Source organism: Microbacterium sp. (assembly GCF_031179285.1).
Classification (GTDB): domain Bacteria; phylum Actinomycetota; class Actinomycetes; order Actinomycetales; family Microbacteriaceae; genus Microbacterium.
In genome coordinates this window covers 1-24,476 of the sequence record NZ_JAPSHY010000002.1, presented here as the reverse complement: position 1 = coordinate 24,476, position 24,476 = coordinate 1, and the positions used below count along the sequence as shown (strand labels likewise).

Annotated in this window: 21 protein-coding genes; 8 read left to right on the top strand and 13 right to left on the bottom strand. The window is 68.3% G+C overall.

The window, feature by feature from the left end; genetic code table 11:
* Positions 1-86 precede the first annotated feature (86 nt).
* The 4 genes from RIN18_RS01350 to RIN18_RS01335 are packed head-to-tail and all read left to right on the top strand — an operon-like array spanning position 87 to position 5,549.
* Positions 87-995: a carbohydrate ABC transporter permease gene (locus RIN18_RS01350; RefSeq protein WP_375163480.1), complete on the top strand. Its 909-nt coding sequence runs from the start codon at positions 87-89 to the stop codon at positions 993-995.
* On the top strand, positions 995-1,882 hold the full coding sequence (locus tag RIN18_RS01345) for a carbohydrate ABC transporter permease (RefSeq protein WP_309102140.1): 888 nt from the start codon (positions 995-997) through the stop codon (positions 1,880-1,882). The genes RIN18_RS01350 and RIN18_RS01345 overlap by 1 nt, the downstream gene beginning before the upstream one ends.
* Positions 1,882-4,113 (top strand): alpha-xylosidase, encoded by a 2,232-nt coding sequence (gene yicI, locus RIN18_RS01340; protein WP_309102139.1) that lies wholly within the window; start codon positions 1,882-1,884, stop codon positions 4,111-4,113. Before RIN18_RS01345 ends, yicI begins: the two co-directional genes overlap by 1 nt.
* A complete protein-coding gene (locus RIN18_RS01335) occupies positions 4,110-5,549 on the top strand; it encodes a GH1 family beta-glucosidase (RefSeq protein ID WP_309102138.1) in 1,440 nt (479 codons plus the stop codon). Before yicI ends, RIN18_RS01335 begins: the two co-directional genes overlap by 4 nt.
* A gap of 13 nt (positions 5,550-5,562) precedes the next feature.
* On the opposite strand, the gene RIN18_RS01330 is transcribed toward RIN18_RS01335, so the two are convergent.
* Positions 5,563-6,498: a hypothetical protein gene (locus tag RIN18_RS01330; RefSeq protein ID WP_309102137.1), complete on the bottom strand. Its 936-nt coding sequence runs from the start codon at positions 6,496-6,498 to the stop codon at positions 5,563-5,565.
* Positions 6,499-6,782: 284 nt separating this feature from the next.
* On the opposite strand from RIN18_RS01330, the gene RIN18_RS01325 reads away from it, so the two are divergent.
* Positions 6,783-7,640 (top strand): DUF559 domain-containing protein, encoded by an 858-nt coding sequence (locus RIN18_RS01325; RefSeq protein ID WP_309102136.1) that lies wholly within the window; start codon positions 6,783-6,785, stop codon positions 7,638-7,640.
* Positions 7,641-7,772: 132 nt separating this feature from the next.
* Here RIN18_RS01325 and RIN18_RS01320 read toward each other — a convergent pair whose 3' ends face one another.
* From RIN18_RS01320 to RIN18_RS01275, 10 genes are all read right to left on the bottom strand, one after another.
* Positions 7,773-9,587 carry an ABC transporter ATP-binding protein gene (locus RIN18_RS01320; protein ID WP_309102135.1) on the bottom strand — a complete coding sequence of 605 codons (1,815 nt, stop codon included), beginning with the start codon at positions 9,585-9,587 and terminating at the stop codon, positions 7,773-7,775.
* On the bottom strand, positions 9,584-11,527 hold the full coding sequence (locus RIN18_RS01315; RefSeq protein WP_309102134.1) for an ABC transporter ATP-binding protein: 1,944 nt from the start codon (positions 11,525-11,527) through the stop codon (positions 9,584-9,586). The genes RIN18_RS01320 and RIN18_RS01315 overlap by 4 nt, the downstream gene beginning before the upstream one ends.
* A 350-nt stretch (positions 11,528-11,877) precedes the next feature.
* On the bottom strand, positions 11,878-12,378 hold the full coding sequence (locus RIN18_RS01310) for a methylated-DNA--[protein]-cysteine S-methyltransferase (RefSeq protein WP_309102133.1): 501 nt from the start codon (positions 12,376-12,378) through the stop codon (positions 11,878-11,880).
* Complete coding sequence (locus tag RIN18_RS01305) at positions 12,375-13,922, bottom strand: AlkA N-terminal domain-containing protein (RefSeq protein WP_309102132.1); 1,548 nt, start codon at positions 13,920-13,922, stop codon at positions 12,375-12,377. Before RIN18_RS01305 ends, RIN18_RS01310 begins: the two co-directional genes overlap by 4 nt.
* A gap of 81 nt (positions 13,923-14,003) precedes the next feature.
* Positions 14,004-14,372, bottom strand: coding sequence for a DoxX family protein (locus RIN18_RS01300; RefSeq protein ID WP_309102131.1), 369 nt, complete (start codon positions 14,370-14,372; stop codon positions 14,004-14,006).
* A 72-nt stretch (positions 14,373-14,444) separates the two neighbouring features.
* Positions 14,445-15,275 carry a MerR family transcriptional regulator gene (locus RIN18_RS01295; RefSeq protein WP_309102130.1) on the bottom strand — a complete coding sequence of 277 codons (831 nt, stop codon included), beginning with the start codon at positions 15,273-15,275 and terminating at the stop codon, positions 14,445-14,447.
* 78 nt (positions 15,276-15,353) lie between these two features.
* Complete coding sequence (locus RIN18_RS01290; protein ID WP_309102129.1) at positions 15,354-15,773, bottom strand: hypothetical protein; 420 nt, start codon at positions 15,771-15,773, stop codon at positions 15,354-15,356.
* 38 nt (positions 15,774-15,811) lie between these two features.
* Positions 15,812-17,419 (bottom strand): bifunctional phosphoribosylaminoimidazolecarboxamide formyltransferase/IMP cyclohydrolase, encoded by a 1,608-nt coding sequence (gene purH, locus RIN18_RS01285; protein ID WP_309102128.1) that lies wholly within the window; start codon positions 17,417-17,419, stop codon positions 15,812-15,814.
* Positions 17,420-17,455: 36 nt separating this feature from the next.
* Positions 17,456-18,055 carry a phosphoribosylglycinamide formyltransferase gene (gene purN, locus RIN18_RS01280; RefSeq protein ID WP_309102127.1) on the bottom strand — a complete coding sequence of 200 codons (600 nt, stop codon included), beginning with the start codon at positions 18,053-18,055 and terminating at the stop codon, positions 17,456-17,458.
* A gap of 173 nt (positions 18,056-18,228) precedes the next feature.
* Complete coding sequence (locus RIN18_RS01275) at positions 18,229-19,608, bottom strand: DUF6350 family protein (protein ID WP_309102126.1); 1,380 nt, start codon at positions 19,606-19,608, stop codon at positions 18,229-18,231.
* Between the two features lie 91 nt (positions 19,609-19,699).
* Here RIN18_RS01275 and RIN18_RS01270 point away from each other — a divergent pair, with 91 nt between their 5' ends.
* Together RIN18_RS01270 and RIN18_RS01265 are read left to right on the top strand one after the other, a co-directional pair.
* A complete protein-coding gene (locus RIN18_RS01270) occupies positions 19,700-21,178 on the top strand; it encodes an NCS2 family permease (RefSeq protein ID WP_309102125.1) in 1,479 nt (492 codons plus the stop codon).
* Positions 21,179-21,307: 129 nt separating this feature from the next.
* Positions 21,308-22,264, top strand: a complete 957-nt coding sequence (locus tag RIN18_RS01265) for a homocysteine S-methyltransferase family protein (protein ID WP_309102124.1) — start codon at positions 21,308-21,310, stop codon at positions 22,262-22,264.
* Here the strand turns inward: RIN18_RS01265 and RIN18_RS01260 are convergent.
* A complete protein-coding gene (locus RIN18_RS01260; protein WP_309102123.1) occupies positions 22,234-22,656 on the bottom strand; it encodes a VOC family protein in 423 nt (140 codons plus the stop codon). The genes RIN18_RS01265 and RIN18_RS01260 overlap by 31 nt on opposite strands.
* A gap of 74 nt (positions 22,657-22,730) precedes the next feature.
* Between RIN18_RS01260 and RIN18_RS01255 the strand changes: the two genes are divergently transcribed.
* Positions 22,731-23,312 carry a TetR family transcriptional regulator gene (locus RIN18_RS01255; RefSeq protein WP_309102122.1) on the top strand — a complete coding sequence of 194 codons (582 nt, stop codon included), beginning with the start codon at positions 22,731-22,733 and terminating at the stop codon, positions 23,310-23,312.
* A gap of 171 nt (positions 23,313-23,483) precedes the next feature.
* Here RIN18_RS01255 and sucD read toward each other — a convergent pair whose 3' ends face one another.
* Positions 23,484-24,386, bottom strand: a complete 903-nt coding sequence (gene sucD, locus RIN18_RS01250) for a succinate--CoA ligase subunit alpha (RefSeq protein ID WP_309102121.1) — start codon at positions 24,384-24,386, stop codon at positions 23,484-23,486.
* Positions 24,387-24,476: the final 90 nt, after the last annotated feature.

Below are 24,476 nucleotides of genomic sequence, written 5' to 3'. Positions count from 1 at the left end.
CCGCCCCCGCCCCCCCCCCCCCGGAGGGGGGGGGGGCCCCCCCGCCACGGCAGCGCCGCACAAAAAGGCCGCCCGCACAGCCCACCATCCCGCAGCGCCCCGGCGGGCCCGGCGCCAACAGGGTGTACCTGCTCCCCGGCTTCGCACTCCTGCTCGTGGTCGTGATCGTTCCGCTCGTCTGGAACGTGTACCTCACCTTCACCGAGTGGAAGGGTGTGCGCACACCCGAGTTCATCGGGCTCGGGAACTGGCAGGAGATCCTCACCGACACCGACTTCTGGACGTCCTTCACCAACTCGGTGTGGATGATCCTCGCCATGGTCGTCGTACCGACGATCGTCGGGCTGATCGTCGCCGCTCTCCTGTTCGACGTTGTCGGGCGCAAGTTCGGCGGCAAGGTCGGCAGCTTCCTGCGGGCCACCTACTATCTCCCGCAGATCCTGCCCATCGCGGTCGCCGGCATCGTGATCGGCTGGATCGTGCGTCCCGGCGGCGACGGAGCGCTCAACCAGATCCTCGGGGCGTTCGGCCTTGGAGCCTACGACTGGCTGGGGCAGATGCCTTCCGCGCTGATCGTGCTGATGGTCGTGATGGTCTGGGTGCAGCTGGGATACCCGGTCGTGGTCTTCATGGCCGCCCTGCAGCGCGTCGACCCCGAGCTGTACGAGGCGGCCGAGCTCGACGGCGCCAACTGGCTCCAGCGCTTCACCGCCATAACGATGAGCATCATCCGACCCGAGATCTTCGTCGTGACCCTCACCTGCACCATCGCGGCGCTCAAGGTCTTCGGTCCTGTGTACATCATCACTCGCGGCGGGCCCGCCGGTGCCACGCTCGTTCCCGCCTACTACGCGTACCAGGAGTTCTTCACGAAGCGGAACGTCGGCTACGGAGCGACCATCGCCACCGTGCTCACGATCGTCGTGGTCATCGTGTCGATCATCTTCATCCGGGTGCAGAACTCTCTCGAGCGCAAGGAAAGGGCGGGTCTGTGATGAACGCCACCACGGCAATCGTGACCGGAAAGCCGGCGAAGAGCCGGCCTCGCGGCGGCATGACGAAGAAGCGGCCCGTCGACTGGCTGTTGCTGGCCCTGGTGGTGGTGGGAGCGTTGCTGGTCATCGCGCCCTTCTACCTCGTGCTCGTGAACTCGTTCAAGTCGCCGGTCGACTATGCGACATCGGGGCCCCTGGCTGTTCCCGAGACGCTCGACTTCGGCGGAATCATCAAGTTCTGGGAGCGCGTGAACTTCCCGGAGAAGGTCTGGAACTCCATCTTCATCTCCGGCATCGTCGCCGTCCTCGCGGTGGTGATCTCGATGCTCAACGCCTTCGCCATCGGGATCGGCCGCATCCGCGGCCGCAGCTGGATCGTGTTGCTGTTTCTGATGGCCAACCTGCTGCCGCAGGAGGCGCTGCTCTACCCCCTGTACTACATGTTCAAGTCGGTCGGACTGTACGACAACGTGTGGTCGGTGATCATCGTGTTCACGGTGATCCAGGCGGCCTTCGGCACGTACCTGCTGTCCTCCGTGTACGGCACGTTCCCGAAGGAGGTGCTGGAGGCTGCGTCTCTCGACGGCGCGAGCCGATGGCAGATCCTCTGGCGGGTCATCTTCCCGATCAGCCGGCCGACGCTGTCAGTGCTGCTCATCTTCTTCTTCATCTGGACGTGGAACGAGTTCCTCATCCCGCTGACGTTCCTCGCCTCGAACGCCAACCAGACGGTACCGGTCGCGATCAGCGTGCTGCAGGGAGACCGCCTGATGGACGTCACCACCACCAGCGCGTCGGCACTGCTCGGCATCATCCCCACGCTCATCTTCTTCCTCATCTTCCAGCGCACGCTCACACGCGGCATCACGGCAGGAGCAGTCAAGTAATGAAGTTCACCGACGGGTTCTGGCAGCTGCGTCCCGGCGTCACCGCGCTCTACGCGCAGGAGGCGTACGACGTCAGCGAGACCGACACCCCCGACGGCCCCGGCCTCGTCATCACCGCCCCGACGATGGTGATCGCCAAGCGCGGCGACGTACTCAACCGCCCCGTGCTGACCACCACCCTCTCGTCGCCCGCCGAGGGCGTCATCCGCGTTCGCATCGCGCACCACACCGGATCCCGGTGGCACGGCGGCTTCGCCCTTCCCGGGGCCGGCCGCGGGGCAGCATCCGTCTCCGTCTCCGACGCCGGAGGGGTGCTGGATGCCGGAACCCTCGTCGCCCGGATCGCTCCGGGGTCCCCCTGGGATCTCTCGTTCGAGGTCGACGGCCGCCGGGTGACGGGCAGCGGCCACAAGGCACAGGGCTGGATCCGCCTCGCCGACGATGCGCAGGTGGATGCCGGCATCGTGAGCAACGCCCGTCAGGGCGGCGGAGCGCCTGCGGCATCCGTGTTCATCCACGAGCAGCTCGACCTCGGCGTCGGCGAGCACATCTACGGACTCGGTGAGCGCTTCGGGCCGCTGGTCAAGAACGGTCAGAGCGTCGAGGTCTGGAACGCCGACGGGGGGACCTCGAGTGAGCAGGCGTACAAGAACGTGCCGTTCCACGTGTCGGATCGCGGGTACGGCGTACTCGTGAACGACCCCGGGCATGTCTCCTACGAGATCGGATCGGAGTCCGTCGAGCGAGTGCAGTTCTCGGTGTCGGGCGAGGTGCTCGAGTACTTCGTGATCGCCGGCCCCACTCCGAAGGACGTGCTCGGCCGTTACACGGCGCTGACCGGCCGGCCGCCGGTGGTTCCCGCCTGGTCGTACGGCCTGTGGTTGTCGACGAGCTTCACGACCGACTACGACGAGCAGACCGTGAACTCCTTCATCGATGAGATGGCCGCCCGCGACCTGCCGATCTCGGTCTTCCACTTCGACTGCTTCTGGATGCGCGAGTTCAACTGGTGCGACTTCGAGTGGGACCCGCGAGTCTTCCCCGATCCCGAGGGGATGCTCAGTCGGCTGCACGACAAGGACATCCGCGTGTGCGTGTGGATCAACCCGTACATCGCGCAGCGTTCGCCGCTCTTCCGCGAGGCCGCCGATCAGGGGTTTCTCGTCACCCGCGCCGACGGGTCGGTGTGGCAGTGGGACCTGTGGCAGGCGGGCATGGGCCTGGTCGACTTCACGAACGCCGCCGCGACGGCGTGGTACCAGTCCAAGCTGCGCGCATTGATCGCCCAGGGCGTCGACTGCTTCAAGACCGACTTCGGCGAGCGCATCCCGACGGACGTGGTGTGGGCGGACGGGGCCGACCCGGAACGGATGCACAACCTCTACACCGACCTGTACAACCGGGCCGTGTTCGAGGTGCTCACCGAGGCTCGCGGCGAGGGCGAAGCGGTGCTGTTCGCCCGATCGGCGACGGCGGGCGGTCAGAGCATGCCCGTGCACTGGGGCGGCGACTCGACCTCGACGTTCGCCTCGATGGCCGAGACCCTGCGCGGCGGGCTATCGCTGGCGCTCAGCGGCTTCGCGTTCTGGAGTCACGACATCGGCGGCTTCGAGGGCATGCCCGATGCCGCGGTGTTCAAGCGCTGGACGGCGTTCGGCCTGCTCGGTTCGCACTCGCGCTTCCACGGCTCGAGCTCGTACCGCGTGCCGTGGGCATTCGATGACGAGGCCGTCGAGGTGACACGGCGCTTCACGCACCTGAAGATGCGCCTGATGCCGTACCTGTACCAGCAGGGGCTGAACGCTGCAGCGACGGGTGTGCCGCTCATGCGCCCGATGGTGCTCGAGTTTTCGGACGATCCAGCGGTGACGTACCTCGACAGGCAGTACATGCTCGGCTCGGATCTGCTCGTCGCCCCGGTTTTCTCGTCCGACGGCGCCGTCGACTTCTACCTGCCCGCGGGTGAGTGGACCTCGCTGCTGACCGGTGAGACGGTCACCGGAGGCGTGTGGCGGCGGGAGATCCACGGCTTCGACTCCCTGCCACTGTACGTGCGCCCGGGCACGGCGCTCGCCTGGGGTGCGCGCGTCGACACACCCGAGTACGACTACCATGACGGATTGCAGCTGCGTGTGTTCGCCGGCGGTGCGGGAACGCGCTCGGTGACCGTGACGAGTCCCGACGGCCGCACCGAGACCTACGATGTCGACCTCGAGGAGATCACCGGATGACCGCCCCCTTCGCACCGCTCGACGACTACCGGGGCTCCGGCCTCGTGTTCCCCGAGGGATTCACGTTCGGCTCGGCCACCGCCTCGTATCAGATCGAGGGAGCCGCGGCCGAGGACGGGCGCACACCGTCGATCTGGGACACGTTCAGCAAGACGCCCGGCAGGGTCTGGAACGGCGACACCGGTGACGTGGCCTGCGACCACTACCACCGGACCGAGGAGGACCTCGATCTGATGGCCGACCTCGGACTGCAGGCGTACCGCTTCTCCATCGCCTGGCCGCGCATCGTCCCCACCGCCTCCGGTGAGGTCAATCAGGCCGGCATCGACTTCTACTCCCGTCTCGTCGACGGGCTGCTCGAGCGCCGCATCCGTCCGGTGGCGACGCTGTACCACTGGGACCTTCCGCAGTATCTCGAGGATGCCGGAGGCTGGACCGACCGTCGGACCACGGACGCATTCGAGCGATACGCCGAGATCATGGGTTCCGCGCTCGGTGACCGCGTGCACACCTGGACGACCCTCAACGAGCCCTGGTGCTCCGCCTACCTCGGCTACGGCCAGGGCGGCCACGCTCCGGGACGCCACGAGCCGGCATCCGCTCTCGCCGCCGTCCACCATCTCAATCTCGCGCACGGACGAGCAGTGCAGGCGCTGCGAGCGACCTCGACGGGTGACCCCGACTACTCGGTGACGCTCAACTTCCACGTGCTGCGCGGGCAGGGCGACGGAGCCGCCGAGGCGATGCGTCGCATCGATGCCCTCGCGAACCGCGCCTTCACGCACCCGATCCTTCGCGGCGAGTACCCTTCCGACCTGCTCGAGGACACCGCGGCGGTCACCGACTGGAGCTTCGTCCGCGAGGGCGATCTTCCGACCATCCATCAGCCGATCGACGTGCTCGGCGTGAACTACTACTCCACCGCGACCGTGCGCCTGTGGGACGGCGTCTCACCCCAGCAGCGCAACGATGGTCACAAGGGCGCCGAAGGCGGAACGGCCTGGCCCGGCAGCGACGGGGTCGTCGAGTTCGTCGAGCAGCCGGGGCCCTACACGTCGATGGGCTGGAACATCGCGCCGGAGGGGCTGGAGGAGCTGCTCGTGTCGTTGTCGGAGCAGTTCCCCGAGCAGCCGTTGATGGTCACCGAGAACGGCGCTGCGTTCGAGGACGAGGTGGCGGAGGACGGTTCGGTCCCCGACCCCGAGCGCACCGACTATCTTCGCCGGCACTTCACCGCCGCACACCGAGCGCTCGAGCGCGGTGTGGACCTGCGCGGGTACTTCGTCTGGTCGTTGCTCGACAACTTCGAGTGGGGCTACGGATACGCCAAGCGCTTCGGGATCGTCCGGGTCGACTTCGACACCCTCGAGCGCACGGTCAAGGATTCCGGGCACTGGTACCGCGAACTCGTGCGGACGCGCACTGTCGGCGCGTAGCGGGCGCCCGGGGTCAGAGACTGTCGCGACGCGGCACCGGCCACGTCGGGCCGGATGTGCGCGTCTCGCCGTCGCTCCGCGGTGCCCGGCCGCCGCGGTCGGCGCCGTCGCCGGCGGGCGCCTGGTGCGGCGCCGCGCCGTCGGTGCGCGAGGTGGTGCGGCCGCGATTGCGCTCAGACCATGCCGCGAAGGCCGATGCGGCCGCACCCGCTGCCCGATCCAGCGCCTCAGCGGAACGTGAGAGCACCTCCTGCGCGCTCTCCTGCCAGCCCGGTGCGGACGGGGCGTCGCCGGCCTGCACGCGCGCCGCGTGTTCGGCGATCTCGAATGCTCGCTCGAGCTCGGCGACGGCATCCCGATAGGCGGCGAACTCCGCCGGTGTCATCCTCGCTCCTGCCGTGCGGCGAAGCTCGTTCGCGTGGGCGACCGCCCGCAGGTAGGCGGCCGTGGCCGGCTGCCGGACGTCGGTCATGGCGGGGTAAGCGATGAGCCGGGCAGGGTCGGTCTCGTACTGCATCCACCTCGCGGTCACCGCATCGTGCTCGGCGTACAGGCGCTCGAGAGGCCGGGGGGCGGATGCCGCCGGGATGGCGGCTCGAGCCGCATTGAGCCGCACCCGCCGGGCGCGGACGTCGGCGAGGGCGGCCTTGGCGTCTCGTTCCCTCTCGCGCAGCATCCGCCGGGCGCTGGCGACCTGCTCGGGCGTCGCACGATGCGCGGCGCGATCGGCCGTGATCCGCGCGAGATCGGCCCGGGCGATCCTGACCGCCATGCGCCGCTCGTTCGCCCGCTGCTGCGCCGCGCGCAGATCATGCCGGGCGGCGTCGTAGGCCAGACGGCGACCGCCTGCTTTGCCGCGCCAGTGCAGCCCGGCAGCCCCGGCCGCACCGGCGCCGACCGCGCTCGGCGCGACCCACCAGAACTCGGCTGCCAGCAGGAACGGATCCATCCTTCGATGCTACCCACGCGGCGCGCGTCGTGGGCGTCGGGATCCGACGTTCTCGCGTCGTGGGCATCCGCCGCATTCGTCGCCTCGTCGCCGCCCACCACTCCTGATTCCTGCGGCCATTCCGATGTTCTGCGGCCACCCGGGCCGGATCAGGCCGCAGAAGTTGGAGGATGCCGCGAAAGTTCGTCCCCACTCTTCATGCACAACGCCCCCGATGATGATTCTCTCCACGATTCGTGCGGATGCCGACGCGAAAGGTTGCCGCCCCACCGCACCATGAGTCGATGAATGTCGTCGAATGGCTCAGCACTCGGGGTGGCATAGCGCATCGGCGCGATGCCGCCGCCCGCGGCTTCACCCCGGATCACGTCCGAGCAGCGATCCGAGCGGGCCGCGTCCAGCGCGTCCGAGCGCAATGGATCGCGCTTGCTGAAGCGCCGGCCGACCTGGTCGCGGCGGCATCCGCGACCGCCCGCCTCACCTGCACCTCACTCGCACGCCGACGCGGGTGGTGGATTCCCGACGGTGCGACTCACGGTATCCATCTGCACGTCGGTCCGAACGCTCACCGACACCGCCAGGACGCAGTGCTGCACTGGTCCGCCCCGCTGGTCGATGGCGGAGAGCGGATCCTGACGGCATCCGTCGAAGATGCGCTGGCGCACATCGCGCAGTGCTTCGACCACGAAGACGCGCTCGCGATCTGGGAGTCGGCGATCAGAGTCGAATCTCTCGACATCGAATCCTTGCGAGCTGTGCGCTGGCGAGGAGCTGCCTGTCGTGCACTCGCCGGCACCGTGAGAGGGCTCTCCGACTCGGGGATCGAGACTGTGTTCGTCGTGCGTCTGAGTCCCTGGGGCGTGCCCATCCGTCAGCAGGTGCGGCTGGCGGGTCACCGGGTCGATGTCGTGATCGGAACGCACCTCGTCGTCCAGATCGACGGTTTCGCACACCACTCGACATCAGCCGACCGGAGCCGAGATGTGGCGCATGACGCCGAGCTCCGGCTGCGTGGATACACCGTTCTGCGCTTCACCTATGCGCAGATCATCCATCAGTGGGAACGCGTCGAGCAGACCGTGGCTGCGGCGATCGCGCGCGGACTGCATCTGAGCCCGCACGACCGCGCGCGACGGGCGTGAGCGAGACCTCGGCGCCCGCCGTGCAGCAACTATCGCGGCCGGGCCCACGTTCTGCGGCCATTCCTCGTCGGAATGGCCGCAGAACATGGAAATGGCCGCAGAAGTCGAGGCTCGGAGCGACGACACCCAGATCTAGACCAGCGTCTCCTGCCATGCCGCGTGCAGCTGGGCGAACTTGCCGGTTCCGCCGATGAGGGCAGCCGGGGTGTCGTCCTCGATGATCCTGCCGTGCTCCATCACGAGCACCCGATCCGCGATCGCCACGGTCGACAGCCGGTGCGCGATGATGATCGCGGTGCGGTCGGCCAGCAGCGTCTGCAGAGCGTCCTGGATGAGGCGCTCCGACGGGATGTCGAGCGACGCCGTCGCCTCGTCGAGGATCAACACCGCTGGGTCGGCGAGGAACGCCCGCGCGAACGAGATCAGCTGTCGCTGCCCCGCCGACACGCGACCGCCGCGCTTGTTCACGTCGGTGTTGTATCCGTCCGGCAGCGATGAGATGAACTCGTCCGCCCCGACCGCTTTCGCGGCGGCCCTGATCTCGTCCAGCGTCGCATCGGGCTTTCCCAGCGCGATGTTGTCGGCGACCGTGCCGCTGAACAGATACGCCTCCTGGGTGACCATCACGATCGCACGCCGAAGGTCCTTCGGGTGCAGCGAACGCAGATCAACGCCGTCGAGGGTGACCTTGCCGAGAGTCGGGTCGTAGAACCGGGAGATCAGCTTGGCCAGGGTCGACTTGCCCGCCCCGGTCGTGCCGACCAGCGCGATCGTCTGCCCGGCCGGGATGTCGAGTGAGAAGTTCGGCAGGATCGTCTTCTCGCCGTTGTAGCCGAAAGTGACGTCGTCGAAGCGGATCGCACCGCGCGACTCCCAGAGGTCTACCGGCTTCTCGGGATCCGGCACGGTCGGCTGCTCTTCGAGCACGCCCGACACCTTCTCCAGAGCCGCCGTGGCGGACTGGTAGGAGTTCAGGAACATCGCGATCTCCTGCATCGGAGCGAAGAAGTTCCGCACGTACAGCACCGCCGACAGCAGCACACCGACACTGAGCACGTCGGTCGAGACGCGGATGCCGCCCCAGAGGACGACGAGTCCGAGCGTGAGAGCTGCGACGCCCATCAGCCCGGGCTCGAACGTGCCGAACAGCAGCATCGAGCGGCGGTTGATGTCGCGGTAGTCGCCCGCGACCTTCTGGAAGGTCACGTCGTTGCGCGGCTCCTTACGGAACGCCTTGACGGCGCGGATGCCGGTCATCGTCTCGACGAACTGCACGATCACCTTCGCGCTGATCACGCGGGACTCCCGGTAGACCAGTTGCGAGCGCGAGTAGAACCAGCGCATCAGCATCATCAGCGGGATGCCGGCGAGGGCGAGGATCACGCCCGACTGCCAGTCCCAGATGACGAGGGCGATGAACGTGAAGGCACCGAACAGCACGCCCGAGACGAGGTTGTTGAGCCCGCCGTCGAGCAGCTCCCTGATGGAATCCAGATCGCTGGTCTGGCGCGAGATGATGCGACCGGACGTGTAGGACTCGTGGAACTCGAGGCTCAGCCGCTGAGTGTGCAGGAAGATGCGCTTTCGCAGATCCAGCAGCACGGCCTGCGTGATCCGTGCGGCGATCATCACGTACCAGGCGATGAGGGCGGCGGCGGCGGCACCCGACGCCAGGTACACGAAGCCGATCACGAGCGTCGGCATCCAGTCCGCTTCCTCGATCACGGCCGGGAGAGCCCGGTCGAGACCGATGCTGATCAGGATCGGCCCTGCCACCGTGAGGGCGGTCGAGACGACGAGCACGACAGCGGCGAGGATCACCTGCGCCTTGAGCGGGCGCACGAGCGAGCCGAGCAGCCGCAGGGAACGCCGGCGAATGGCCTTGCTCTCCTCGCGGGTGTAGTTCGAACGGTCCTCGTTCTGGGTTCCGGTGATGTCGGAGCTCATGCCTGCACCTCCTCTTCGGTGATGAATTCTTCTTCGGGCAGGTCGCCCTCCTTCGCGAACGCGGCCTCGGCGTCCTCGAGGTCGTCGGCTTCGGCGGCATCCTGCGAGATGATCGGGATCGCGCCGGTCCTCGCGGCCTCCTCAGCCTCAAGGCTGGAGATGACGTGCCGATAGTGCCTGCTCGACTTCAGCAGCTCGGCGTGCGTGCCGACGGCAGTGATGCGGCCCGCTTCGAGCAGCGCCACGCGGTCGGCGAGCGCCACCGTCGAGGGGCGGTGCGCGACGACGAGTGCGGTGGTCTCCGCGAGCACATGACGCAGCGCCTCCTCGACCAGCGCCTCGGTGTCGACGTCCAGCGCCGAGAGGGGGTCATCGAGCACGAGCACGCGAGGGTTCGCGGCCACGGCCCTGGCGAGCGCGAGGCGCTGCCGCTGCCCGCCCGACAGGCTCAGCCCCTCTTCACCGATGATGGTCTCCACTCCCTCCGGGAGCGAGTCGACGAAGGCCGCCTGGGCGACGTCCAGCGCTTCGCGGAGCACCCGCTCCGCCTCCTCGCTGTGAACGTCGAGGTCGGCGCGGCCCAGCAGCACGTTCTCGCGGACGGATGCCGAGAACAGCGTCGCGTCCTCGAAGGCCATCGCGATGTGCTGGCGCAGTTCGGCCAGCGTCAGATCGCGCACGTCGACGCCGTCGAGCGTCACCCGCCCGCCCGTGACGTCGTAGAGGCGCGCCGGAAGGGTCGTCAGCGTCGTCTTGCCGCTGCCGGTGAGACCGACGAGCGCCATCGTCTCGCCGGGGCGCAGCACGAGATCGATGCCGTCGAGCAGATCGCGCTCGTGCGCGCCGGCGTCCTGATAGCGGAAGTGGGCGTTCTCGAACACCAGTTCGCCGCGCGGGTCCTCGATGTGCACCGGGTTCTCCGGGTCGCTGATCGAGTTCGTCTCCGAGAAGATCTCGAACACACGATCGGTCGCGGTGCGCGCGTCGAGCATGAAGGAGAAGAGGAACCCGATCGACTCGATAGGCCAGCGCAGCACCGTCGCCATCGCGAAGAAGGCGAAGAGCTGCGGCAGCTCGATCGCGTTCTGCGAGATGAGCCAGATGCCCGACATGAGGCTGAGACCGAACGCGATCTGCGGCATCAGGTCGAGCCAGAACCAGATCGACGCGATCGCGCCCGCCTTGCTCATCTCGGTCTCGCGCAGCGTCTCGGCCTGGCGGCTGAAGCGGCTGAGCGCGTGCTTGCCGCGCCCGAAGGCCTTCAGCACGCGGATGCCGTGCACGCTCTCCTCGACACTCGTGGCGAGATCGCCGGCTTGGTCCTGGCTGCGCCGGGTGAGGGCGCCGTAGCGCTTCTCGAAGAGGTATCCGCGGATCCACAGCGGAATCGCCGTGACGAGGAAGATCGTGCCCAGCAGCCAGTGCCAGCCGAACAGCAGCACCGAACCGATCGCGATTGTGAGGATGTTCACGACGAGCAGCACGAGTCCGAACGCGAGCCAGCGCCGGATCAGGCCGATGTCCTGCATCATGCGGCTGAGCAGCTGCCCGGACTGCCAGCGGTCGTGGAACGACACCGGCAGCGTCTGCAGACGCGCGTACAGCTGCGTGCGCATCTGGTATTCGACCTCGGTGGCCGGGTTCAGGACGAACTGGCGTCGCAGCCAGACCATCACCGCCTCGCCGAGGGCGAGGGCGAAGACGATGAGGGCGCCCCAGACGATGGCGCTGACCTCGCCGGAGCGGACGGGGCCGGCGATGATCTGCTCGAGCACGATCGGGATCATCAGGGCGATCACGGCCGCGGCGAGTGCGCTGGCGGCACCGCCGGCGAGCCGCCAGACGACAGGCTTGACAAAGGGCTTCAGCCGCCAGAGCGCGGCCGGTGTGGAGAGAGCTGACGAAGGGGACGGTTTCGGCGTTGAAGGCGAGGAGGACATGTCTCTCAGACGAGTTTCGTATGGAAAAGCGGTTGCGGAAGGGAGGGCGGATGCGGGAGCGGACTCACGGAGTCCGGCATCCGAGTCGTGGAGGTGAAGGCGACGCTAGCCGCGAAGGCGCACCGAGCTCGAGCCGGGAGTGGTGATCTGCGCGACAGAGATCGTGATCATGGTGTCCTCCTCAGGGCTCGGCGATGTCGTCCGGTTGGCGCGACAGCCCATCAGCCTATTGCTGTGAACCAGCTGTATGCAAGAGGCATTCCCATCTCGCTCAGAGATTCATCCGGAGACACCACGAACCGGCCGATCATGTCGATCGGCCGGTTGGCAGTCGCAGTGAATCTCGATGGTCAGACGAGCGCGCCGCGCTCTCGTGCCAAGAGGCGCTCCTTCACGTCGAGGCCCCAGGCGAAGCCGCCGAGGGTGCCGTCGGTGCGCAGCACGCGATGGCACGGCACGAAGAGCGCGGGGGCGTTTCGCGCGCAGATCGACGCCGCGGCCCTCACGGCTCCCGGATTCTCGAGGGCGGCCGCGAATCCGGTGTAGGTCAGCGGCGATCCCGGTCGGATGCCGCGAAGGGCCGCCCACCCGGCGAGTTGCATGGCCGTCCCGGTCTGCTTCACCGCGACCGCGTCGATGGCCGACAGGTCTCCGGCGTAGTAGGCGAGCGCGGCGGCTGCCGCATCGGTCTCTCCCTCACGGATCGTGACGGGGCGCGCAGCCGGCGACAGCCGCGCCACGATCTCCTGCTGGTCGCTCGTCCAGCCCGAGGCGAGCACGCGCTGACGGTCGTCGGCGAGGATCGTGAACGGGCCGTCCGGCGTGTCCAGCGTCTGAATGACTGCGGTCATGATGTCTCCTTCGAGGTCGTGGGCGTCGCGGTGCGGCGGGCGGCAGCCGGCCGAGGCGGTACCGCGCGCCAGAGATGAGCGGTCAGGTAGCTGCGCCATGGTGCGGTGCGTTCGGTCCACGCGGTGAGCGGCGCGGGTTCCGCGGGCAGGCCGGATGCCGCCGCCCCCGCTCGCACCGCCACGTCACCGGGCAGGAACACGTCGGGATCGCCGAGGACGCGCATCCGCACATAGTCCGCCGTCCACGGCCCGATGCCCGGCATGGCGAGCAGCGCGCGACGCTGTTCGATGCCGTCATCGCCGACGGTCAGGGTGAGCGATCCGTCGGCGAGAGCGGCGGCGGCACCGGTGATCGCCCTGATACGGGCGGCGGGCCCGCGCAGCACCTCGGAGCCGTGTTCGGCGATCGCCTCCATGGTCGGAAAGAGTCGCCCCCCGGTCTCCTGCCCGAGTGGTTCGACCGGCTGCCCGAGTTCGGTCGCCAACGCGGTCAGCGCCGTGCGTGCCGCCACCACGGTGATCTGCTGGCCCACCATCGCCCGGATGAGCATCTCGTGCGGGTCCGCGGAGCCGGGAACGCGGATGCCGGGGGTCCTCCTGACCAGGGGCGCGAGCTCAGGGTGCTCCCCCAGCGCCTCGTCGATGGCGATCGGGTCGGCGTCGAGGTCGAAGAGCCTCCGCACCGTCGCGACGAGAGGAGCGAGGTCGCCGAGCCGCGCGACCCTGGCTCGCAGACGCAGCCGTCCCTCCACGTCCTGCCTCACCTCGAACCACGCCGCACCTCCCGACATGCGCAGGTGCCGCGCGAAGGAGGTGGGTGTCGACGTCTCGACGCCCGGGAGTGCCCGCGCCGCCATCCACTCGAAGATGCCGGCGGCGTCCAGCGGCCCGCGGTATGGGAGGACGAGTTCGATGGCGCCGGCGGCGCCACCGACGCCGGCATCCGCTGCCCCGCTCCCCCGTCCGGCGACGGAACGGCGCCTGGCTCTCAGCTCGCCGGGAGTGAGTCCGAAGACCTCTCGGATGGTGTCATTGTGCTGACGGATGCTGGCGAAGCCCGCGGAGAAGGCGACCTCGGAGATCGGCATGTCGGTGCCGACGAGCAGCATTCTGGCGGTGTGCGCACGGTGCGCCCTGGCCAGGGCGAGGGGCCCGGCGCCGAGTTCGGCGACCAGCAGTCTCGTGAGGTGCCGGCTCGAGTAGCCGAGGCGTGCGGCGAGCCCCGGCACTCCCTCGTGCTCGACGACGCCGGCGGCGATCAGGCGCATGGCCCGCGCCGCCGTGTCACTGCGGAGGTTCCATGCCGGAGACCCCGGTGCGGCCTCGGGGAGGCAGCGCTTGCATGCTCGGTACCCTGCCTCGTGCGCTGCCGCGCTGGTCGGGTAGAAGGTCACATTCTGCTGCTTCGGGGTGCGGGCAGGACAGCTCGGACGGCAGTAGATCCCGGTGGAGCGCACCGCGGTCACGAACTGTCCGTCGAAGCGGGTGTCGCGCGCGCTGATCGCCCGGTATCGCTCATCGAAGTCGGTGACAGGAAAGCTCATGCCCTTACTCTGACACGAGGCGCGGACGTCGGCTGGCGGAAATCGGACATCGCTGTGCGGTCCCCGCAACCCGCGGGTGCGTTACCAGCTGAGGAAACTCAGCAGGCCCACCTGCGCGCAGATCGCGAACATCCCGATCGCATTGATGAACCGGTTCCGACTGAGATCCCGCGCACCGAGGTGCATGCCGATCGCGACGAGGAATGAGGCCGCCAACGCCGCACAGGCGAGAGCCGCGAGGAAAGGCACCCATGTTCCGAGGATCAGCCCGGTGGCGGCAGCGAACTTCAAGGGCGCGATCATCCACCACAGACGACGAGACAGATTGACCGCTTCGAAACCCTCAGCGACGTAACGAACGGGCTTGACGGACATCAGCCCATCGATGATCTGAATCACCGCCAACGCGATCAGCGGCCACGTCACGACGGGCAGGACGAGCTGCAGCATCCCAGCCCTCCATTCCCTGGCGTGCCGCACGATGACCGGCCCCGTTGACCTGCGCCGACGACCGAAGAGGCTTCATGGGGTTTCAGCGCGCGTCACGGGCACCTGAAGCTCCGTGATCCAATCTGCGCCTGGTTCGTGACCCGGCGCGTGGACATAGACCTCTCGCGTAGGTGTGGCCATCACGTATCCATCCGCGACGATCTGCGACATCAGAGCCGCCCACGACTCGTCGATCCCCGACATGTCGCCGTGGTGGCGGAGCCGAGCCATCATCGGTACCGCAGGGAGCCGCACCACGTCATAGCCGCGCCCAGGAGTCGCTTCCGGTTCGGCCATGTATGAGATGTGCACCTCGACATCGTCGGAATCCTCTCCGGGGACGTACCAGAAGATGCCCGGTTCGATCAGCGGCCGACCGGCCGACTCCAACGCCTCATCGAGTCGAGGGATCAGCGTGGCGATGGTCTCGCCGATTCGATCAGGTCCACCGCCTTCGGCAATGGCATGGGTGGCGTAGACGGTGAGCTCCTCGATCGGGGTGTACTCGATGCTCCTGTCCATGGGGCGTTCTCCTATCTCCTTCAGTCGGGTCTCGATGCGGTCGAGTCGATCCGTGTCGGTGCGAATGGACTCCAGCAGGTCTGTCCGGCGGTCAGTGAGCACGGCGCGAAGGGCGGAATCACGGTCGCCCGAGGTGAATATCAGCCCGATCGCGGGAAGCCCCACGCCGAGATCGCGGAGACTGGCGATGAGGGAGAGATCGGACAGCTGCCAGATCCCGTATCTTCGGTACCCCGTAGAACTGTCGATGTGCGCCGGTTTCAGAAGACCGATGGCGTCGTAGTGACGCAACATCCGCGCACTGACCCGACCGAACGTTGCGAATTCCCCGATGCTGTACATGGATCCAGCTTGGGGCTTGACACTATGGCAAGGTCAAGCACAGGCCCAACGGACGTCGGATGCAGACCGCAGTGCCCCTCAGCCCAGCACCGTCGACCAGGCGACGTCGATCACGCACAGTCCGGCATCTGTCTCGCGATAGAACACGTCACCGGGGAACACCAGACCCGGCTCGGCGCTGTCGCCTCCGAGTTCGAGATTGATGTTCCACACCGGGTCCAACGCCTCCTGCTCGGGCCAGTAGTCTGCGTGGAACCGCTCCGGCTCGCCCGCCGAGAGGGCTTCCCAGTCGTCAGCTCCGCCGAAATCCGCGACGGCCCCCGGGCACGCCAGCCGATCACCCTCGCCGTCTTTCGCGAGCTGCACAAGCTGCTCCGTCGTGGAGATCACTCTCGCGCCGTCAGCACCCCAGATCAGGGTGTCGGCCGAGCAGCCGGCGAGCGGCACCGCGACGACGACCAGGGCGATCATCGAAACGGCACATCTCGACGGGCGCATCCAGACAACCTACCCGGTGCCCGCGAGAACCGGCATCCTCAGTGGAAGAAGTGCCGCTCCCCGGTGAAGAACATCGTCACGCCCGCCTTGCGCGCGGCATCCACGACCTCTTCATCGCGCACCGACCCGCCCGGCTGCACGATCGCGGTCACCCCCGCGTCGATGAGCACCTGCGCGCCGTCGGCGAACGGGAAGAACGCATCCGACGCCGCCACCGATCCCACAGCGCGGTCGCCGGCCCGTTCGACCGCCAGCCGACACGAGTCGACACGGTTCACCTGACCCATGCCGACCCCCACCGTCGCGTTGCCCTTGGCGAGAACGATGGCGTTGGACTTCACGGCACGGCAGGCCTTCCACGCGAAGATGAGATTCTCCATCTCCTGGTCGCTGGGCCGCTCACCCGACACGAGCTCCCAGTTCTTCGCCACCGACACGATGTCGTCGGGGAAGCGATCGGCATCCTGCAGCAGCAGGCCGCCCGATACCAGACGGACGTCCATCCGCTCCTGCTGCCAGTCCTCCGGCAGCTGCAGCAGACGGAGGTTCTTCTTGGCCTTGAAGACCTCGAGGGCCGCCGGTTCGAACGAGGGCGCGACGATGACCTCGGTGAAGATGTCCTTGAGGTTCTCGGCCATCTTCAACGTGACGGTTCCGTTCGCAGCGATCACGCCGCCGTACGCCGACACCGGGTCGCATTCGTGTGCGCGCAGGTGAGCGCTGGCGATCGGGTCCAGCGCATTGGGCGCCGTGGTCGCGATGCCGCAGGGGTTGGCGTGCTTGATGATCGCCACCGACGGCAGCACCATGTCGTAGGCGGCGCGGAGCGCGGCATCCGCGTCCACGTAGTTGTTGTACGACATCTCCTTGCCCTGCAGCTGCGTCGCCTGCGCGATGCCGTGCCCGCCGACGCGGGTGTAGATGGCGGCTCGCTGGTGCGAGTTCTCGCCGTACCGCAGGGTCGCGAGGCGCTCCGCCTGAATGGTCAGGTGCGCCGGCAGGTCGCCCGGCTCGTTGAGCGTGCCCTCGGCGAACCACGACGCCACCGCGGTGTCGTAGGCGGCGGTGTGCGCGAAGGCGCGAGCGGCCAGCTCGCGGCGCTGGGCCAGCGTCGTACCGCCGGCGCGGATGGCGTCGATGACGGCCGGATACGACTCCGGCGAGACGACGATCGCGACGTTCGCGTGGTTCTTCGCCGAGGCGCGCACCATGGCCGGTCCGCCGATGTCGATCTGCTCGACGACGTCGTCACCCACGGCGCCCGAAGCCACGGTCTCGACGAACGGGTAGAGGTTCACCACCACGAGCTCGAACGGCTCGATGCCGAAGTTCTCGAGCTGGCCCTCGTGGTCCTCGAGACGGAGGTCGGCGAGAAGCCCGGCATGCACGGCCGGGTGCAGCGTCTTCACGCGACCGTCCAGCATCTCTGGCACCCCGGTGACCGAGGCGACGTCTGTCACCTCGAACCCGGCTTCGCGGATCGTGGCCGCAGTGGAGCCGGTCGAGACGATCTCGGCGCCCGTTTCGGCGAGCGCTGCCGCGAGGTCGAGCAGGCGGCTCTTGTCACTCACCGACAGCAGCGCGCGGCGGATCGGCACCGTGTCGCGATCGCGGTACAGCGAGGGGTCGTGTCGGGGGCCGGCCATGGTGGGCTCCTTCGGGCGTAGGGCGTGCGTCGGTGGTCAGTTGGCAGGTGAGGATGCCGCGCTCAGCGGCAGCTCGCCGGTGGCGATGCGGCGGATCACGTCGATGAGCAGGCGACGTTCGACGGGTTTGATGCGCTCATGCAGGGTGTGCTCGGTGTCGCCGGGCAGAACCGCCACCCGCTCCTGCGCGAGGATCGGTCCGGAGTCGACGCCGTCATCGACGACGATAACGCTGGCCCCGGTCTCGGTGACGCCGGCGGCGAGCGCATCGCGGACGCCGTGGGCACCGGGAAACTCCGGCAGGTACGCCGGATGCGTGTTGATGAGTCGTGGCGAATAGGCCGAGACGACCGCCGGCGGCAGCAGCCGCATGAGTCCGCTCAGCACCACGAGATCGGGCGTCCAGACGGCGAGCTGACGCAGGAGTTCCTCACCCCAGGCCTCGCGGCTGTCGTGCTCGTGCCAGGGGACGGTGAAGCTGGGGATGCCGAATGCCTCGGCATGCGCGAGCCCGTCTGCTTCGCGGTCGGCGCCGACCACGACCACCCTGGCGGGGAAATCGGGGTGACGAGCGGCCTCGAGAAGGGCACGAAGGTTCGAGCCGGTGCCCGAGATGAGAACGGCGACCGTGAGCACCCGGACAGTCTACCGGCGCACGAACAGACGACCGTTCCGAGCCGGACGGCCCGGTGCACCACACCGCACCGAATGCATGACGTGCGACGGAATGCATGACCGAATCGCACTCAGCGGTCCGGCATTCGCGCCCCGGTCATGCGTGCCGCGGGCACGACGGCCGCGGAGCCCCCTCAATCAGCGGGATCCGCGGGCTTGCGCACTGAGGCTCTGAAAGCGTCTCGGAGGTCGTCCAACGGAACGGTCTCATGCTCCGCACCGGCACCCGCGCCGGCATCCGCGTCCGCGATGGCAGGGGCCTCGGATGCCGCCATCTCGGCCACCCACCGATCGGTACGCTCCTCGGCGAGCTCATCCCGGTTGCGCGGTGACAGCAGCAGGATGGCGGCGCCGACGAGAACCTCGGCCCCGATGGCAAGGGCGAACGGCCCGACGGCAGGGCCGGCATCCGCCAGCCTTCCGGGTCCCATCGAACCGCCGGCGAGAAGCGCGGCGACCGCGGCGACGCCCGCGGTGAGCATCGCGATACTCACCGCGATGACGGCCCGCGGCCAGAAGCCCAGTGGCGTCCCCTCCCACACGAGGCGTGAACGCACGGCCCAACCGGCGACGGCTCCCGCCGCGATCGGGACGATGATGACGATGAGCATCCAGATCGAGCTGTTCTCCGGCAGGAGGCCGAGGACGGGGATGCCGGGAACGACGCCGAGCTGCGTCCCCGCAGGCGAGACCGCCGTACCGACTCCGACCGAGAAACCGGGCCCGGCGAGCCACGATGCCGCCCAGACGATCAGCGTGGGCACATACGCGAGATGCCCGAGCGTGATGACGGTCGCCCCGAGGATGTCGACCCGTGCCGCCTCGAACAGGGCGACGACCTCTCCCCCGCGCAGAAGGGTCATCACCGCCACCGCCACCGCCGAGGCGCCGAAGAGCGCGACCGTGGCGAATGCCGCGCCCCGAACCGCGGACGCGGGCACCGGACCCCAGTCGGCCCAGCTGTCGACGACGTCTCGCACCCGATCCAGCAGCCCCTCGTCACCGTTCTCCCACGCCACCCGTATCGCGCCGGCCAGAGCGCCGACGAGGTAGACGGCTGCCGGCAGGAGGACCGACAGCACGAGCGGGGTCCGGACGACATCCAACCGGGCAGTGAGGGCCACCGCGGCGGCGATCGCGGCGAAGGCCGCAGCCCCACCCACGGACCCGAGCAGCCATGCACCGGCGCGCGCCGCCCGGGCGCCGGAACGCGCAGCGAACAGCAGCGTGAAGAGCAGAAAGGCGAGCGGAGTGACCGAGACGACGAAAGACGCAGCCTCCGGCGCCACCCCGATGACGGTGACCACGTCCGGCGGCACCGTGACGTCGAGCGGAACGCCGTGCCCGAACTGCCACAGCGTGCCCGTGAGCGGCCAGAGCGCTCCCCAGTCGGCCGTCGCCCCGAAGGCGATCGTCCAGAGCAGGGTCAGCGGAGCGAGCAGCGCGGCGAGGCCGACCCCTGCCGCGATGGCAGCGTCGACGGCGGCGAGGAGCGCGACGAGGAGGCGTTGCATGTCGAATCGAGACTACGACGAGAACCCCGGCTGCTCCTGGGGGCGCGCGCGGTGCGGGCGACACGATAGCGTCTTCTCCGGAGGTTTCCCGATGACAACTGCCCCACCCACCCGCCAGGCGCCCGCAGAGCCCGCCAACGCACTGGACCGCTTCTTCGAGATCAGCAGGCGCGGCTCGACGGTCAGCACCGAGATCCGAGGGGGCCTGGTGACGTTCGTCACGATGGCCTACATCGTGATCCTCAACCCGATCATCCTTTCCGGCAAGCCAGACGTCGCCGGCGACATGCTCGACTTCAACGCGGTGGGGGCGGCCACGGCCCTCACCGCCGGCGTGATGACGATCCTGTTCGGACTCGTGACGCGCCTGCCCTTCGGCTTCGCCGCGGGCCTCGGGATCAACGCCTTCGTGGCCTTCTCGGTCGTCGGCCAGGTCACCTGGCCGGAGGCGATGGCGCTGGTGATGATCAACGGTGCCATCATCGTGCTGCTGGCAGCGACCGGGCTGCGGAAGGCGATCTTCGACGCCGTGCCGTTCCAGCTGAAGATCGCGATCACGGTCGGCATCGGCCTCTTCATCGCGTTCATCGGGTTCGTCAACTCGGGCTTCGTCACCGCCACGGGAGCATCCTCTCCTCCCGTGGGATTGGGCGTGAACGGATCCGTCGCGACCGTGCCGAGCCTGCTCTTCGTGGTCACTCTCATCATCACCGGCATCCTCGTCGCCCTGCGCATCAAGGGCGGGATGCTGATCGGACTGATCGGCGGCACGGTGCTCGCCGTCATCGTCGAGGCGATCTGGCAGATCGGCCCGCGCGGATTCGACGACGAGGGCAACGTCGTCAATGCGGGCGGCTGGGGACTGACGGTGCCCGCGCTGACCGGCTCGCCCGTCAGTGTTCCCGACCTGAGCCTGATCGGTGCCGTCGATTTCTCGTTCGATCTCGGCAAGGTCAGCCTCGTCGCCATCGTGATGATCGTCTTCACCCTGCTGTTCACCAACTTCTTCGATGCCATGGGCACGATGACGGGGCTCGCGAAAGAGGCGAACCTCGCCGACGACAACGGCGACTTCCCCCGCATCAAGTCGGCTCTCGTGGTCGAGGGCGTCGGCGCGATCGCCGGTGGTGCGACCTCGTCGTCGTCAAGCACCGTGTTCATCGAGTCGGGTGCCGGCATCGGCGAGGGCGCGCGCACCGGGCTCGCCAACGTCGTCACCGGCCTCGTGTTCCTGGTCGCGATGTTCTTCACCCCGCTGACGTCGATCGTGCCGACCGAGATCGCCGCCGCCGCGCTGATCATCGTCGGCGCGATGATGATGGCGCAGATCCGGCACATCGACTTCGCCGACTTCCGCGTGCTGCTGCCCGTGTTCCTGACGGTCTCGGTCATGCCGCTGACTTACTCGATCGCGAACGGCATCGGCGCGGGCTTCGTCAGCTGGGTCCTCATCCACGCCTTCTCTGGGCGCGCGCGAAGCATCAGCCCGCTGCTGTGGGTGGTCGGGGCAGGCTTCCTGATCTTCTTCGCACGAGGGCCGATCGAGGCGTTGTTCGGCGTCGGCATCTGAGACGAGGCTCGCACCGGAGGGGCGGATGCTGCGGCATCCGCCCCTCTGCGTTCGCGGGCGATGTAACCGGTGGCGGCGACGGCGCGCCTCTGGTAGACCGGAAGCACCTCCAAGGGAGAAGGTGAAGCGATGTCGGCAGCCGACACGGCAGCGCGAACCCGCCTCGTGACCGATGGCGGGCTCGAGACCGATCTGATCTTCCATCACGGCGTCGACCTGCCCGACTTCGCCGCCTTCGTCCTGCTCGACGACGACCGCGGCCGCGACCTGTTGCGGGACTACTACCGCGGGTACGCCGAGATCGCTCGCGCACACGGGGCGGGTCTGAGACTCGAATCCGCCACGTGGCGGGCCAGCGCCGACTGGGGCCTCCGGCTCGGCTACGACGCTGCAGCTCTTCGGCGCATCAACGCCGATGCGATCACGCTTCTTCGAGAGATCGCCGCGGAGTACCGGGATCTGCCCGAAGTGCGCATCGTCGGGATGATCGGGCCCCGAGGTGACGGCTATCGACCGGGCTCCTGGGACGCGGTCACCGGCGCAGACGATGCCCACGCCTACCATCTGCCGCAGGTGCGCGCCCTCGCCGACGCCGGCGCCCACGTCATCGCGGCGTACACGCTCACGGATGCCGCCGAAGCCGCCGGGGTCGTCCGCGCGGCCAGGGAGGCCGGAGTGCCGGTGGAGATCTCCTTCACCGTCGAGACGGACGGCCTGCTGCCGTCAGGACGCACTCTCGCCGACACGATCGATCACGTCGACGCGATCGCCGCCCCGGACGGGTATCTGCTCAACTGCGCTCATCCCGATCACCTCGCTCTGGCCGTGCAGCCCGAGACCGCGAGCCGGATCATCGGCATCCGCCCCAATGCCTCACGGCTCTCGCATGCCGAGCTCGACGAGGCTGACGAGCTCGACGAAGGCGATCCGGCCGACCTCGCCGCCACGATGGCGGACCTGTTGAAGAAGCTTCCTGCGGTTCGGGTCGTCGGCGGATGCTGCGGCACCGACGCGCGCCACGTCGCGAAGATCTGGGAACGGATGGACGGGCACGGTCAGCGTCCGGCTGTCGCCCCTCCGGCATAGGCGGCGGCGAACTCCTCGGAGGGCTCGATCGGCTCGATCACGTCGATGAGCACGCCGCCAGGCGCCTCGACGATGAAGTGGCGCTGACCGAACGCCTCATCACGCAGCGGAAGACGCTCGACGAGCTCCATCGCGCCCACCAGACGCTCGTGCTCGGCGGTCGCGTCCGGCACCTCGACGTTCAGCAGCAAGCCGGTCACTGGCCTGCGGAAGCCGGCGGGGATCGTCTCGTGGCGGTGGTCGAGAATCGCCAATTCGCCACCGTCGAACCGAAGGCTCACATACCAGTCCGCCTCGAACGTCGTCACGAAGCCGAGAACATCGCGGTAGAACTGCGCTGTCGCGGCGACATCGTCCACCATCAGCACCGGGTAGAAGCTCGTGACCTGCATGATCTCTCCTTTACATACGTTGTGTTTGTATCTGTACAGCTACAATACATACACGACGCACGTAAAGGAACCCCATGCCCAGAGCATCCGCAGCCGAGGCTGCCGCGACAGCGCATCGGATCCTCGATGTCGCCACCCGCCACTTCTCGGCGACCGGGTTCGCTGCGGCGTCCGTCGACGACATCGCCCACGCGGCGGGGGTGACCCGCGGCGCGGTCTACCACCACTACTCGTCGAAACCCGGGCTGTTCACCGCCGTGGCGAGAGCCCAGCAGCAGACTCTTGCCGAGTCGATCGTGGCAGCCACCGCCGAGCAGGACCCCGCCGAAGCGCTCCGCCTCGGCAGCCACGCCTTCCTCGACGGCATCACCCGCGACGCCGCCGCCCGTGTGCTGCTGGTCGACGGCCCGGCCGTGCTGAGTTGGGAGCAGTGGCGGCGCCTCGACGCCGACGGCCCCGCCGCGCAGTTGCGCGAGGGACTGGCCGAGGCCGGCATCCCGCCCGCGCTCCTCGACACGGTCACGGCCGCCCTCTCCGGCGCCATGAACGAACTCGCCCTGTGGTTGTCGGCGCATCCGGATGACGCCGCGTCGGCTGCACAGGCGCATCAGGCGCTCGATCTGCTGCTGGATGCCGTCGTGCCGCGGCGATCCTGAAGTCGACGCGTCGGCACCTGAACTTGTGCGGCGATATCGAACTTCTGCGGCCGCTGCGGCCCGAAACGGCCGCAGAACCTGGGATCCTCCGCGAAAGGACCCCCCCAGCCGTCAGGCAAGACGAAGGCCCCGGGGTGGAGCCCGGGGCCTTCGAATCAAGCGTAACTCAGCTCAGAGCGCCTCGACGATCGCGCGCATGAGGTCGGCCGTCTCGCTCGGCGTCTTGCCGACCTTGACTCCGGCGGCCTCGAGGGCTTCCTTCTTGGCCTGAGCGGTTCCGGCCGAGCCGGAGACGATGGCGCCGGCGTGGCCCATCGTCTTGCCCTCGGGAGCGGTGAACCCCGCGACGTAGCCGACGACCGGCTTGGTGACGTTCGCCTTGATGTACTCGGCCGCACGCTCCTCGGCGTCGCCGCCGATCTCACCGATCATGACGATCGCCTTGGTCTCGGGGTCGGCCTCGAAGGCTTCGAGCGCATCGATGTGCGTGGTGCCGATGACCGGGTCGCCACCGATGCCGATCGCGGTGGAGAAGCCCAGGTCGCGCAGCTCGAACATCATCTGGTACGTCAGGGTGCCCGACTTCGACACGAGGCCGATCGGGCCCTTGCCGGTGATGTTCGCCGGGGTGATGCCGACGAGGGCTTCGCCGGGTGTGATGATGCCGGGGCAGTTCGGCCCGATGATGCGGGTCTTGTTGCCCTTGCTCTGCGCGTACGCCCATGCCTCGGCGCTGTCGCCGACAGGCACACCCTCGGTGATGACGACGAGCAGCGGGATCTCGGCATCGATGGCCTCGATCATCGCGTCCTTCGTGAATGCACCGGGGACGAAGGCGATCGACACGTCGGCGCCGGTCTCCTTCATCGCCTCGGCGACCGACCCGAAGACGGGAAGCTCGACGGGGTTGCCGTCTTTGTCGGTGTGGGCGACGGTCGTGCCGGCCTTGCGTGCGTTGACGCCGCCGACGACCTGGGTGCCGGCCTTGAGCATGAGGGCGGTGTGCTTGGTGCCCTCGCCGCCGGTGATGCCCTGGACGATGACCTTGGAATCCTTGTTGAGGAAGATCGACATTTCTCTAGTCCTTCGCAGTCTCAGTCAGGCTCAGGCGTTCGCCAGCTCGGCGGCCTTGTCGGCGCCCTCGTCCATGGTGGCGGCGAGGGT